The organism is Viridibacillus sp. FSL E2-0187, assembly GCF_038006425.1.
GTDB lineage: Bacteria > Bacillota > Bacilli > Bacillales_A > Planococcaceae > Viridibacillus > Viridibacillus arvi.
This window is the reverse complement of sequence record NZ_JBBOVG010000001.1, coordinates 2,423,964-2,436,990: the sequence shown is the minus strand read 5'-3', so window position 1 is coordinate 2,436,990 and position 13,027 is coordinate 2,423,964. Positions and strand designations below refer to the sequence as shown.

Annotated in this window: 13 protein-coding genes; 9 read left to right on the top strand and 4 right to left on the bottom strand. The window is 35.9% G+C overall.

Annotated elements, in window-relative coordinates; genetic code table 11:
* The first annotated feature begins 204 nt into the window (after nucleotides 1–204).
* Complete coding sequence (locus MHH85_RS11965) at nucleotides 205–645, top strand: hypothetical protein (protein ID WP_193739227.1); 441 nt, start codon at nucleotides 205–207, stop codon at nucleotides 643–645.
* 52 nt (nucleotides 646–697) lie between these two features.
* Here MHH85_RS11965 and MHH85_RS11960 read toward each other — a convergent pair whose 3' ends face one another.
* The gene (locus tag MHH85_RS11960) at nucleotides 698–1,603 is read right to left on the bottom strand and encodes an EamA family transporter (RefSeq protein WP_340707247.1); all 906 of its coding nucleotides are present in this window, start codon (nucleotides 1,601–1,603) and stop codon (nucleotides 698–700) included.
* A gap of 248 nt (nucleotides 1,604–1,851) precedes the next feature.
* On the opposite strand from MHH85_RS11960, the gene MHH85_RS11955 reads away from it, so the two are divergent.
* Entirely contained in the window at nucleotides 1,852–2,217 is a 366-nt protein-coding gene (locus tag MHH85_RS11955) for a hypothetical protein (protein ID WP_340707246.1), read from the top strand.
* A 189-nt stretch (nucleotides 2,218–2,406) separates the two neighbouring features.
* On the opposite strand, the gene MHH85_RS11950 is transcribed toward MHH85_RS11955, so the two are convergent.
* Nucleotides 2,407–2,853, bottom strand: a complete 447-nt coding sequence (locus MHH85_RS11950) for a MarR family winged helix-turn-helix transcriptional regulator (protein ID WP_157059281.1) — start codon at nucleotides 2,851–2,853, stop codon at nucleotides 2,407–2,409.
* Between the two features lie 190 nt (nucleotides 2,854–3,043).
* Here MHH85_RS11950 and MHH85_RS11945 point away from each other — a divergent pair, with 190 nt between their 5' ends.
* Together MHH85_RS11945 and uvrA are read left to right on the top strand one after the other, a co-directional pair.
* A complete protein-coding gene (locus MHH85_RS11945) occupies nucleotides 3,044–4,567 on the top strand; it encodes an MDR family MFS transporter (RefSeq protein ID WP_340707245.1) in 1,524 nt (507 codons plus the stop codon).
* A gap of 99 nt (nucleotides 4,568–4,666) precedes the next feature.
* Nucleotides 4,667–7,171 (top strand): excinuclease ABC subunit UvrA, encoded by a 2,505-nt coding sequence (gene uvrA, locus MHH85_RS11940; RefSeq protein ID WP_340707244.1) that lies wholly within the window; start codon nucleotides 4,667–4,669, stop codon nucleotides 7,169–7,171.
* Nucleotides 7,172–7,255: 84 nt separating this feature from the next.
* Here the strand turns inward: uvrA and MHH85_RS11935 are convergent, their stop codons facing one another.
* Nucleotides 7,256–7,702, bottom strand: a complete 447-nt coding sequence (locus MHH85_RS11935) for a DinB family protein (protein ID WP_340707243.1) — start codon at nucleotides 7,700–7,702, stop codon at nucleotides 7,256–7,258.
* A 104-nt stretch (nucleotides 7,703–7,806) separates the two neighbouring features.
* Entirely contained in the window at nucleotides 7,807–8,322 is a 516-nt protein-coding gene (locus MHH85_RS11930; protein ID WP_340707242.1) for a nucleoside 2-deoxyribosyltransferase, read from the bottom strand.
* Between the two features lie 539 nt (nucleotides 8,323–8,861).
* Between MHH85_RS11930 and MHH85_RS11925 the strand changes: the two genes are divergently transcribed.
* From MHH85_RS11925 to MHH85_RS11905, 5 genes are all read left to right on the top strand, one after another.
* A complete protein-coding gene (locus MHH85_RS11925; protein WP_340707241.1) occupies nucleotides 8,862–9,017 on the top strand; it encodes a hypothetical protein in 156 nt (51 codons plus the stop codon).
* Nucleotides 9,018–9,267: 250 nt separating this feature from the next.
* Complete coding sequence (locus tag MHH85_RS11920; protein ID WP_340707240.1) at nucleotides 9,268–9,702, top strand: hypothetical protein; 435 nt, start codon at nucleotides 9,268–9,270, stop codon at nucleotides 9,700–9,702.
* 98 nt (nucleotides 9,703–9,800) lie between these two features.
* Nucleotides 9,801–10,376: a DUF3841 domain-containing protein gene (locus MHH85_RS11915; RefSeq protein ID WP_340707239.1), complete on the top strand. Its 576-nt coding sequence runs from the start codon at nucleotides 9,801–9,803 to the stop codon at nucleotides 10,374–10,376.
* Nucleotides 10,377–10,632: 256 nt separating this feature from the next.
* The gene (gene recQ / locus MHH85_RS11910) at nucleotides 10,633–12,402 is read left to right on the top strand and encodes a DNA helicase RecQ (RefSeq protein ID WP_340707238.1); all 1,770 of its coding nucleotides are present in this window, start codon (nucleotides 10,633–10,635) and stop codon (nucleotides 12,400–12,402) included.
* Nucleotides 12,403–12,643: 241 nt separating this feature from the next.
* Nucleotides 12,644–12,826 carry a hypothetical protein gene (locus tag MHH85_RS11905; RefSeq protein ID WP_340707237.1) on the top strand — a complete coding sequence of 61 codons (183 nt, stop codon included), beginning with the start codon at nucleotides 12,644–12,646 and terminating at the stop codon, nucleotides 12,824–12,826.
* The last annotated feature ends 201 nt before the right edge of the window (nucleotides 12,827–13,027 follow it).

The window sequence follows — 13,027 nt, the reverse complement described above, 5'->3', positions numbered from 1 at the left end:
AAATCTTCCTCCAGTAAAATCATGATATCAATATAGTTTATCGCTTTAAAGTAACGAAGTGAATAGAAAATTCTATATTGTTACTTAAATTGTTTTGGAAATATAGTTAAATGAAGTTTTGTAAGACGTAATATTTTTAGTGGAATTGGGAAACATAATACAACTACGGTAAAACTTTTCAGACCTTTAAAAGGGGATAGTGTGATGAAGAAACTTTTAATGTTGTGTTGTATTATGTTTGTTCTAACAGGTTGTATGAAATCAAATAATGTAATTGAGTTAGGCAATATCACTGAGGAAGGCGATGTAGTTGTAAAAAAATCGATTGAAACCGAACCGAAGTACAATGAATTAATGGAGATTTTCAATAATGGTACAAATTTAAAATTAAGCGATGAAGAAGTGAATCGTTTACCATATCAATATATTCAATTTAAGGATAGAACGCAGAATCTAATTGTAGTGAATTATAATATGTGGTTAGATGAAGAAAATGAGCGTATTTTATATTCTGATTATATAGCGAGAGTGCCGCTTTATTATGTAATCGAAGATGAAGAGTACAATAAGTTATTAGATGTATTTGAAAAAGATAAGATGCAAACCTTTGCCGATCAATTTGAAAATTTTGATCAAACGAATTAAAAAAAGTACATCACTTTTAAGAAGTGATGTACTTTTTTTGGCCGATTATACTTTAAGAGTCCGCAATTCCTAATAAAACAATCCCTAACATTACAATCATAATAACAATATATTGTTTTGGCGATAGTTTCTCTTTTAAGAAAATACGTGAAAGAATGATAGAGAAAATGCTATAAGATGCGATCATTGGGGCTGCGATAATCGCATATGATGACATGGCAAATACATAAAAGAATTGACCGATTGTCTCTAAAATTGCTGCACATGCTTTGTCACGTTCTTTGAAAATTGTGAATGTCTCTTTTTTTATTACTTTTAAATAAATATAAGAGATAACTGCACAGATGAAAAATGTATATTCATAAGCAAGTAATGCAGCATCTTCAGTCATTAATTTCAGCTCATCTAAATAGACTGCATCAGCAAATGTACCAGCACCATCGATCAACGCATAGGCAATAGGGAACAATATCGCCATAAATCCAAGCTGATATTTTTTGTCGATTTCAGTATTGTTTAATCGCAATGTTGCATTTTCGATTTGCTTTTCAACTATTGCGATACCAATAACGCCAAGTGAAATAATAATTATTCCAATAATATGTAATGTATCAACTGGCTGAGGGAAGAAAATGAAGACAAGAACAGCTGTAATAGCACCAGATGAATTTTGTACAGGAGAGGCGATTGATAATTCTAAGTAACGTAACCCAATGTAACCAATTGTCATAGATAAAATATAAAGAGAAGAAACAGGTAAATATTTTAGCATGTCGGAAGGACGGAAAATTAAACCTTCATACAGCATATAGCCAGTTGCATGGATTCCCATCACAAGACCGACCATAACGACAATTTTTAAATGACTGTATTTATCCTTGCTGTCTGAACCTTTTTTATAAAATAAATCTGCACCACCCCAAGCTAAGGCAGTTAGTAAAGCAAAGAAAAACCACATAAGAGTGCTCCTTTAAACGGGATTTATTGGACCTGTTCGTAATAATAATTTCCTATACAAATATATATGGATGATCTTTGTGAAAAATACCGGTTCATCTATATTGATAAAATTTATACATTTATACAAAATATGTTAAAATTATTCAAACTCTTTCATGAGGGTCAACATAATGCTCTTACAGTCAAAATAGAATCTGGCTATGTGGAGTTTAATAGGAATGCAGAATAAATCGAGAGTGTGGTTACATGATGACTCCAATAAAATATTGTATCTTATTGTTGAGCATTTTTGTTGTATTAGTAGGTTGTTCAACAGCTACACATAATCCGACCGCAAAAGAGCTATTAAAAGAGTATCCAGATATAGATATTTTGCAATATCAAGATATTATTTATTCGAAAACAGAAATGATTGAGCTTAAAGCAGGGAAGGGCAATCTTTTAGGTGAAATCAAAAAGTGCAAAACTACTGGTTCTATGTTTAAAAATTTCTATGCAAGTAAATTAGCTAAAGGAACTAAGATATTTGCGGTAGGGGATGACAATACCTTCATGCTGATTGCAGAAGTGGATGGCGAATTAATTTATTATAAAGCGTTATTGGAAGGATAAAGTAGATTGGCATAAACGGCAGGTTTGTGAAGTTATAGGTAATTTCTCAAATGGAAACTAATATTTCCATGGACTGAATGAATCAAGCAAGCATATATCTTTGGATTCCTTTCGATTGTGATTAACTAAAAGTAAAAAAGGACGGTATTCCTTAGCCAATTGACTATAAGGATACTGTCCTTTTCATTTTTAGCGTGTAGTTTTAGAAGATTTACTACGTGTAGTGGAGCTGAGATGTTGAATCTGCTCTTCTAATACTGTACTCGCATTTCCTATAAACTGCGAAATGAGAGCAAGCTCTTCCGGTGTATAGGAGGAGGCTAGATTAAGCATTGCTTTATGAAGCGGTTCGTACGTGTTACGGATTTCTTCTTTAGATTCATACTCAGGGACTATGATGACTCTGCGACGGTCATTGGGATCATTTTGTCTCCGAACATAGCCGATTTTTTCAAGTCGGTCTACTAAGGAAGTTATGCTACCCGTAGCGAGCCCAGTTTTTTTGGATAGCTCGCCAGCAGTAATTGGACCTGTTTCACGTAGGATATCTAATGAAATAAAATCATTATTGTATAACCCTAAAGAGGCAGCAACATTTTGCTGATGTAATATCGTACGTGTTCCTAGACCGCGCATTAGCGAAGTGAAATGTTCTTGAGGATCTAGAGTTTGATCATCTTGATGACTTGACAAAGGATAAACCTCCTTTTAAAATAAGAAAATATCTTGATGGTCGAGATATTAGTTTATCGAGATATTTGATGACTGTGATATTATACAAGTTCATTCTATCGAAATCATTAATAATTTGCAAAGGGGTTTATAAATGGAAGCTTCAAAAAGTAACATAAAGCTAGTTGTAACGGGCTTATTACTAGCGATTTTCATGTCGGCAATTGACAATACAATTGTTGCGACAGCTATGGGAACCATCGTTTCTCAACTAGGTGGGATGGACAAATTTGTTTGGGTTACATCCGCTTATATGGTTACAACAATGGCAGGTATGCCGATTTTCGGGAAATTATCCGATATGTATGGCAGAAAGAGATTTTTTATTTTTGGATTAACAGTATTCGTAATTGGTTCTGCACTTTGTGGCGTTGCTCAAACGATTGAGCAACTTAGTATTTACAGAGCTATTCAGGGAATTGGTGCCGGCGCTTTAATGCCAATCGCATTTACTATTGTATTTGACATATTCCCACCCCAAAAACGAGGGAAAATGACGGGTCTTTTGGGCGCGGTATTTGGTATTGCTAGTGTTGTTGGACCGCTTTTAGGTGCCTATATTACAGATAATATTGGTTGGGAATGGGTATTTTATATTAACTTGCCAATCGGTATCGTTTCATTTTTATTAATAATGAAGAATTATAAGGAATCTCCAGTACATACGAAGCAAAAGATCGATTGGTGGGGAGCGGCAACGCTTGTGCTTGCGGTCATCAGCCTTATGTTTGCACTAGAACTGGGCGGTAAACAGTATGATTGGAACTCAGCACCGATTATTTCATTGTTTGTTAGTTTTGCTATTTTCTTTATTGTGTTCTTTTTCGTGGAGCTAAAAGCAGAAGAACCAATACTTCCGTTCTTCTTATTTAAGCGTCGTCTATTTGCTTCTTCGCAAATGTTGGCATTCTTATATGGTGGTACCTTTATTATTTTGACAGTATATATTCCTATTTATGTTCAGGCTGTATATGGCGCTTCAGCAACAAATGCTGGACTTATCCTCATGCCAATGATGTTGGGTTCCGTTGCAGGAAGCGCATTTGGTGGTATTTTCTTAACAAAAATAAGCTACCGTAACTTAATGATTATTTCTGTTATTTCGTATTTCGCAGGTATGTTCCTACTTAGTACACTCACACCAGATACTGCTCGAGTTCTTCTGACGCTGTATATGATTCTCGTAGGTTTTGGCATGGGCTTCTCATTCTCATTGTTACCGACGGCTTCTCAGCATAATCTAGATGCTCGTTATCGTGGAACTGCGAATTCAACTAATTCATTCCTTCGTACGCTAGGAATGACGATGGGAATTACGATTTTTGGTACGATCCAAAATAATGTATTTACAAATAAACTAGCTGAAGGATTCAAAAGTTTGGGTGAAAGCGCAAATTCAGCAATGTTTAATGTTGGTGATATAAGACAAATTTTTGAACCTAGTGTACGCGAGAAAATACCTGCTGAGATTCTTGATGTCATTGTTAATGCAATGTCCAACTCAGTTACGCACGTCTTTCTACTTGCACTTATTCCAATTGTCATAGCAGTGGTTTTCGTCTTCATGATGGGGAATTCAAGAGTAATTGTTACAGATAAAGATGAACCAAAAATTTAATCAATGTATAGTACGTATACATTTCAGTTAGAAGTAATCGATATGTATTAGATTGTCTCGGCATTACCGAGTGGATGTACTATAGTGAGGAGGATATTCATGAAAGATACCATTTTTATTAAAGGTGCTTGGGAAAACAATCTAAAGAATGTGTCACTTTCGATTCCAAAATACAAACTAGTTGTTCTAACAGGACCTTCTGGATCAGGAAAGTCAACATTAGCTATGGATACTCTTCAAAGGGAATGTCAGAGACAGTATTTAGACTCCATGGGAATGATGGCTGACACAATCAGCAAGCCAAAAGTCGAGTCCATTCGAGGACTGTCTCCGTCCATCAGTGTTGGACAGCATGTAACGAATCGTAATCCACGCTCGACGGTTGGTACCGTGACGGACATTTATATGTATATTCGTTTTATTTTTGCCCGATTGGGAGAGCAAGTTTGCTCTTCTTGTAATGGCAGTATTCCTCCTTCTTTTGAACCAACAGGAGTTTTGACAGCGGAAGACCAGGAGATAGAAGCACAATCAATCAGCTGTCCGCATTGTGGAGAAGTGCAAGAGAAGCTTGGAATGTTGCACTTTTCTTTTAACAAGCCGGAGGGTGCATGCGAAACTTGTAGTGGACTTGGTCATGTAGCAAGTATAAACGAGGCGATGGTTTTCAATCCTGAGCTCAGCTTGCGTGATGGGGGTGTTACCTCATTAAAAGGTGTTCATCGTGACATTCAAATGCGTATTTTAGTAGCGGCAGGGAAGCATTATGGATTTGATTTCGACCCTGATCTCCCTTTGAAAAATTACAATGATATTCAGCGCGATTTGTTATTCTACGGAGTCGAGAGTGAGGAATTTAAACGTCATTATCCGAATGTTAAGCCTGCTGCAGGGACGAAATTTGAAGGAGTAATCCCAGGTTTATGGAGACGTTATAAAGAGAAGGAAGGCGACTCAGGTTCTAAAGCAAAAGAGGGTAGCTTCTTTCATGAACAACTTTGCCCGGATTGTCACGGAGCTCGTCTAAAAAAAGAAGTTCTTCTAGTGCAAGTAGCAAATGCAACTATTTCAGATGTTTCTGAGTGGTCGCTCGAAGATGTATTCGAATGGACGAAAAGTTTGCAAACGGAGTTACCACAGGATGGTCTACATTTGGTCGAGCCCATTCTTCAAGATATGCTTACAAGACTTCAACGGCTTATTGATGTAGGACTTGGCTATCTTTCATTAAACCGTCAGACAGTATCACTTTCTGGAGGCGAAACACAACGACTTCGACTTGCCACGCTGCTTGGTTCAGCTTTAACTGGAGTACTATATATTCTGGATGAACCCACAACGGGTCTTCATGCAAAGGATACAACCGGCCTAATCCGCGTACTTCAGGAATTGCGTGATTTGGGTAATACAGTACTCGTTATAGAACATGATGTAGAGATGATGCGTGCAGCGGATCATATCATTGATATCGGTCCAGGAGCAGGAGTACATGGCGGTACTGTTGTAGGCGAAGGGAGTCTGGAGGACTTGATGTCTAGTGAGCTGTCGGTTACTGGAACCTATTTGAGAGAAGAGAGTTTCCCACCTCCAACTCGCGTTCGTAGGAAAGGGAACGGACAGAATATCGTTATTCAACAAGCACAGCTTCGAAATGTCGATATCCCGACTGTTTCTATTCCACTTGGTTGTCTAGTGTCTGTCACAGGTGTTTCGGGTTCTGGAAAATCAACTCTTGTATTTGATATTCTTGCACAAGGAAGTCCTAAAGCACAGGAGCAAACGGGATGCAAGGAAATAACTGGATTAGAACATGTTGGCGATATAGTTATTTTTGACCAATCACCAATGGGAAGAGTACAGCGCTCTAATGTGGCAACTTATACTGATATGTTTACACACTTGCGTAAGTTATTTGCAGGATTGCCAGAAGCAAAGGAAAGAAAGTTAACTACTAAGCATTTCTCATTTAACTCCCCGGGTGGGCGTTGTGAAACATGTCAGGGGTTAGGCGTACTGTCTGTTGACATGAACTTCCTACCCGATTTAGAAGTGAAGTGTACTGACTGCAAAGGGAAAAGGTTTACTGATGAGGTATTGCAAGTTAAATATGAAGGTTACTCCATTTCTGATTTGTTAAATATGTCTGTTGAGGAAAGCTTGCCGATTCTCAAATCGGAGAAAAAGATTTCAGTCATGATAGAGATGCTATGTGAAGTTGGACTTGGCTATCTACAATGGGGGCAATCGGTTAAAACTTTATCTGGAGGAGAAGGGCAACGGATAAGGCTGGCAAAAGAATTAAGTAAGTCGTCTAAAAATCATACGTTGTACCTGTTGGATGAGCCGACGACGGGCCTCCACCCAACTGATATTAAACAGCTTCATTCTCTATTAAATAGACTTGTCGATGCAGGTAATACTGTTATCGTTGTAGAGCATAGTTTGGAACTGATACGTGAATCTGACTGGGTTATCGATATCGGTCCAGAAGGTGGATCATCAGGCGGTAAACTTGTAGCTGAGGGCACACCTGAGCAAGTAGCCGAAGTTCCAATTTCTCATACAGGGAAGTTTTTGAAACAAATTTTGACTGAAGGACTGTAAATAGAAAATCACTAGTTATCTTTTGACTTAAAAGGTGCTTTAAAAGCCAGTTAGTTGGCTTTTAAAGCACCTTTTTTTTATGTGTTACTTGAAAATCTGTTTCTTAAGATGATGTTCCATATGATCGTAATAATCTTGAATAAGCCACTCTAATGTTTTAAGTTCCTTATTTCCAATGTCACATAAGTAAGAGCGTTTTTCATCAGGAATATTATTGATAATGGCGATGATTTGTTTATTTAAAACGTAAAATAAGGTCAAAATTTCCTCGATAGGAGTATCTTGATAATTTTGCTTAGCTACCCATTCATTTTGATTGTAAGTGGGAAGTACATATGGTTGTTTTTCATATTGAATTTTAATGAATCGTTCAATGTTCATAATAGCTGAATCACAAAGGTGTCCTAATATTTCCTTTTTTGACCATTTTGTTGGCGATGGTTTTTTAGTCACATCTATATCTGACATACGTTTGATTTCTTTAGGAACGTAATAAATCCAATAATTGATACCATCTATCACATTTTTCACCTCTATCATCCTCCAAAATAAATCTTTATATGTATATTCAATTGAATGAAGGATATTCCTGTAATAGATTGATTTTTATATTAATGTGATAGGCTTCAATTCAGTTACTTGTTAACCGATTGAACTTCTTTTATTGCTATGTTTCTTTCTCGCATTCCTTCAATCAAATCTTCAATTGAAGAAGCAATCATGCCGTTTTGTTTGATTAACCCAATGACAAACAGATTGCGGTAGGCAAACTGGTTTTCTGTTCCATCTGCAATTAAAGCATCGATTTTCTTTGTATTATCTCTGCCTTGTTGGCGTGTATCAGAGTATAGTGCGAAAATAGGGCGGTCTAGCATCGAAAATGCACCAATTTCTGCAGCAACACCAGAGTCAATTTCAACACCATCAATGACAGCGATTAAGAAATCACTTGCTTTTAGAGCCTCAATATCAGCACCTGCAATTGCTAAACTATTGGCGTAAGATGACTTATCATTAATCGCCATATTTTCTTGAGGTACATATAAATCAACACCTGGCACTGCCTCGCGTACTGCTTTTGCGACCATCTCATTTACTAAGCGATCGCCTAATCCAAATAATCCATTTGCTAAATAACCTTTTGTAGTCAAAGTAATTCCTCCCATAAATCATTTCATTCTTATATAGTATAACCATTTGAAGGAGAGATACATATTGTTTATCTGAATATACGTACGGCAAGTAGTTTTCTATTGATAATTTGTCAGTGACTCTATTAAAAATGAGGGCTTTTAAATTTGAGAACTCACAGGAATAGAAAGCGAGATAAAAGAATATGACAAGTGTAATTTCATACTTTAGAAAAGTAAATTAAGAAAAATGATTAAAACGGCACTGATTAGAGTTTTATTTAGAGCTAAGCAAGTGAAGTAAGATCTTTCTTTTTTATGGAGCTTTTGTTATGGTGTTGATTTAACAGTACAGCATACTACAGCTTATTCCGTTCGTTTTACAAAAAGTGCATATAAATGTAAAATAATAGATATAATAGTTGGTCTCTTATTGAGGAATTCGGTTTTCTTTATGGAGAAGATTATGTACACCCTTGATGAGAAAATAAATGGTTTTGTAAGTACCCTTGTCCAAAAGTTGATATTTGCAAGATTTAGAAGAACAGGAGTAGAGTATAATGAATAATTTGAAAAACAATGAAACGAGGAAAAGATCACGTATAAGAAATTTATGGCCATTTCTTGCGGGAGTTTTTGTTGCGGTATTTATCATTAATCCTCTTACTGGTGCTGATAATTTAGTTGCAAAATTTTTACCGATGATTTTTGGTTAACAATTGAATTAATATTTTTAGTGGTTAAAAGAGAGTGGTTTATAACACTCTTTTTTTGTTTTGAAATTCTCTTTTAGCTAATCAAGTTGTAAGATTTGTTTTAAAAAGTATATCAAATTGGAATATTGCGAGTAGATTAGGAAAACATCAAAAACTATATATAAGGCTATTCAGTGAACCCTATTACGTAAAGAAGCTATCTGTACTACAATTGTGTAAGCGCTTAGTATTTGAAAAGGGAGACACAAAAATGCCTACTCAACTCGAAACAATACTTGCAGGTAATGATATAACGGAAATTCAACATCAATTACGGATTTATTTAATGAACCATCCACAAGATAATGACGGAGAATTAGCAGAAGCGATTACCAAAATCAACGAACAACAGTTAGGTGTTTGGATGATTCATGATGGCAAAGTGTTTATAGAGGATGAAACTAAATGGAATCAAAGCTATTTAGCAGAACAGCAAATTGAATTACATAATAATTTTTCGCAAGAACGCTTTTTACATATGATGAAAGTAGCGGATTTTTTAGCGAGGGATCCGTCAAATGAGGCGCCACCAGAACCTTTTAAATTGTACGGTGCATCTATGGGAACGATTATGACGGTGGGGGTTATTATTTTCTGTATTATTGCTATCACGATGGTCGTTGTCATACGGAATCAATTTATTTAATGAAATCTTTTAATAGCTAGTAGATTTCTGGAGCTAATAAATATTGAACTTGAATCATCTTAAATAAGACAATCGGAATTAAGAAAGGGAAATAAATCATGATAGTTTATACCGTACATCCAGAATCAATATACAAGATGATGCGAGAGCAAGGGTACTACGAAGGGTCTAGGACGCATTCTGATCACGCGGATTGGTTCGAGAGACAATATAACTGGATGGTTGCGCAAATGAAAAAACGATTGCCTAACTATGCAGGCGATGAATATCCTGTTTGGGTATGGAAACGCCATCCCGACAGAAATGGACCAGCTAATTTACGTAGAGGAACTCGTGGGGTTATTCTTAAATTAGAAATTCCAGATGAAGATATTCTTTGGTCTGATTTTGAGTCTTGGCACTTTCCATTAAACGAAGGTCCTTGTACGTCTAGTGAAGAAGAGTGGAAAGAGGCTGAGAATTGGTCTACTAAGGAAATTGAAAAATCATGGGAAATGATTTTTGATTTTGAAAAACTTTCGAATCGAGACCCTGATTGGAGCGGTACATTTGATCCAGAATGGATACAAGGTGTGACACCACGAATTACCATGGATCAAGTGAAAAAAGTTACTCGCTTTATTGCGAAAGGGCCAAAGTTAGAAAAATACGGTCCACCTAAGAAAAAGAAATAGCGCAATTTGAAATATAAAGCGGCTGAGGGCTTTATTGAAGATATACAAATACAAGTCTAGTAATGTTCTATCATATTTTATTACTTTTAACCCTTGAACTTTTTTTTGGCAAAGTAACCTCATGAAATAAGTGTATTTAAGTGAAATGAAATCAAAAGATTTTTCTTCCTTGCTTATCTTCGACTAATTAAAAGCCTTTCAATCTATTAAATGATACAATGGAAAGACATATATACGTATTGAAGGGGGTAGGTGAATGTTTGAAGAAGCACAACATCTGCTAGGAAAATATTTTGGTTATGATGATTTTCGTGAGGGACAAGCACAAATAGTTTCGAATGTTTTAGAAAAGAAATCCAGCTTGTGTGTAATGCCAACAGGTGGAGGGAAGTCAATTTGTTATCAAATTCCTGCTCTGTTACTAGAAGGTACAACTATTGTTGTTTCACCTTTAATTTCCCTTATGCAAGACCAAGTAGATACGCTACTTGAAGTTGGTATTTCTGCGGCTTTTATTAATAGTACATTATCTGCAAGTGAATTACGTGAAACAATGGAAAACTTACATGAAGGAAGATACCAGCTATTATATATCGCTCCTGAACGACTAGAATCGCCTCAGTTTTTGTCTGAGTTAAAGAATATAAAAGTGCCATTGATTGCCGTAGATGAAGCACATTGTATTTCACAATGGGGGCATGATTTCCGCCCTAGCTATCGTGCTATTAATCGATTGATGACTGTTTTTGAAGAGAATCCTGTTGTCTTAGCACTAACAGCCACTGCAACACCGGAAGTACGGGAGGACATTTGCCGCATTTTACAAATAACTGATGATAACACAGTTATTACTGGGTTTGCTCGTAGTAATCTTTCTTTTTCAGTTGTTTTAGGACAAGACAAAGACCGTTACATTAAAGAATTTGTAAAGAAAAACATTAATGAAGTTGGTATTATATACGCTGCAACAAGAAAAGCAGTGGATCATGTATATGATGTGTTGGTGAAAGCTGGTATTTCCGTCGCAAAATATCATGCAGGTTTACCAGAGGCTTTTCGTCAACAGGAGCAAACACGTTTTTTAAAAGATGAAGCACAAGTAATGGTCGCAACAAATGCCTTTGGGATGGGTATAGATAAATCCAACGTCAGATACGTTATTCATTACCAATTGCCAAAGAATATGGAAAGTTATTATCAGGAAGCAGGGAGAGCTGGTCGTGACGGATTACCAAGTGAATGTGTTGTTTTATATGCTTCTCAAGATGTGCAAACACAACGCTTTTTAATCGACCAATCGCAGGACCGTGAACGTATTCCTGGAGAACTCGCTAAATTGCAAGGAATGGCAGATTATTGCCATACTGAGCAATGCTTACAGCAATATATTGTGAAATATTTCGGTGAAGAAAATGCGGAAGTTTGTGGGAAGTGTGCAAATTGCAAGGACGATCGAGAGATTTTTGATGTTACTGAAGATGTACAAAAGGTACTGAGTTGTGTAATCCGCATGGGTCAGAAATTCGGTAAAACAATGATTGCTCAAGTATTAATCGGATCTCAAAATCAAAAAGTCATCAGCTTTGGTTTAAATAGACTTTCCACATATGGCATTATGAAAAATATGACTGTTAAAGAAGTATCCAATTTTATAGAGTTCATGATTGCTGAAGATTTACTATCTGTGAAACAGGGGAACATGCCAACTATTTTTGTTTCTGAAAAAGGTAAAGACGTACTCCTCGGTAAAGTGAAAGTGCAACGTAAAGGTGTTGTTGTCACTAGACAAATTGCTGAAAACGATCCATTATTTGAGGAACTACGTACAATTCGAAAACAATTGGCAGATGAGGCGAATGTACCTCCATTTGTTATCTTCTCTGATAAATCATTACAAGATATGTGTGCAAAACGACCAAAAACAGCAAACGAATTTTTAGAAGTAAACGGCGTAGGAGCAAACAAGCTAGAGAAATACGGTGCTGCTTTTATGGATGTCATTATCAATTTCGAAGTAAATGTATAAAGATTTATAAAGAAGTGTCCTGAAAAAGGACACTTCTTTTTTTCGTTTTAATGCAAGCGCACCCATTAATGAAGGAATAATTTGCTTTCAATTAATAGACAAATTATGTGTTGAAATTGAATTAAAATAGTGGAAGTAGGATGTCTGACGTTATAAAATAAATAAAGATAATACATAAATAGTCCATACACATCTTTCGCTTGGGTAGTGCATTTAATATAATAAAAGGAGTTTTTTCATAATGGATCAGAAAATCATATTTTACGTTGAAAAACTTCAAGAGGAAGTAATGTATGCTGTTGCTTCTGGAGCAGATTCAAATTTATACGATTTTACATGTGAGATGCTAGTAAGTGAATCTGCAGATAACAAAAATGCAATTTGCCAAGCTTATGAAGTAGTGAAACATGCTTTAATTGGTTAAAATACTGCCTATTGCAAAGGCATTTAATATAGATTAAAACAGATTCTTTTAGAATGAAAGAATCTGTTTTTTTGTAGTATTGTTAATCAATAAACAGAAGAATGTGGGGAATTATTTAATGATTAAATCCAAATTACTGTAAAATAGGGTAATTTAATCTGTTAAATCACTTTATTTAAGTCATATAAGCGTATTTTTTTG

Bases quoted from the DNA above. Each gene is read 5' to 3' on its own strand.
- MHH85_RS11955 (WP_340707246.1), top strand. From the start codon at position 1,852: ATGATGACTCCAATAAAATATTGTATCTTATTGTTGAGCATTTTTGTT.
- recQ (WP_340707238.1), top strand. From the start codon at position 10,633: ATGTTTGAAGAAGCACAACATCTGCTAGGAAAATATTTTGGTTATGAT.
- MHH85_RS11945 (WP_340707245.1), top strand. From the start codon at position 3,044: ATGGAAGCTTCAAAAAGTAACATAAAGCTAGTTGTAACGGGCTTATTA.
- uvrA (WP_340707244.1), top strand. From the start codon at position 4,667: ATGAAAGATACCATTTTTATTAAAGGTGCTTGGGAAAACAATCTAAAG.
- MHH85_RS11925 (WP_340707241.1), top strand. From the start codon at position 8,862: ATGAATAATTTGAAAAACAATGAAACGAGGAAAAGATCACGTATAAGA.
- MHH85_RS11950 (WP_157059281.1), bottom strand. From the start codon at position 2,853: ATGCGCGGTCTAGGAACACGTACGATATTACATCAGCAAAATGTTGCT.
- MHH85_RS11960 (WP_340707247.1), bottom strand. From the start codon at position 1,603: ATGTGGTTTTTCTTTGCTTTACTAACTGCCTTAGCTTGGGGTGGTGCA.
- MHH85_RS11915 (WP_340707239.1), top strand. From the start codon at position 9,801: ATGATAGTTTATACCGTACATCCAGAATCAATATACAAGATGATGCGA.
- MHH85_RS11965 (WP_193739227.1), top strand. From the start codon at position 205: ATGAAGAAACTTTTAATGTTGTGTTGTATTATGTTTGTTCTAACAGGT.
- MHH85_RS11920 (WP_340707240.1), top strand. From the start codon at position 9,268: ATGCCTACTCAACTCGAAACAATACTTGCAGGTAATGATATAACGGAA.
- MHH85_RS11905 (WP_340707237.1), top strand. From the start codon at position 12,644: ATGGATCAGAAAATCATATTTTACGTTGAAAAACTTCAAGAGGAAGTA.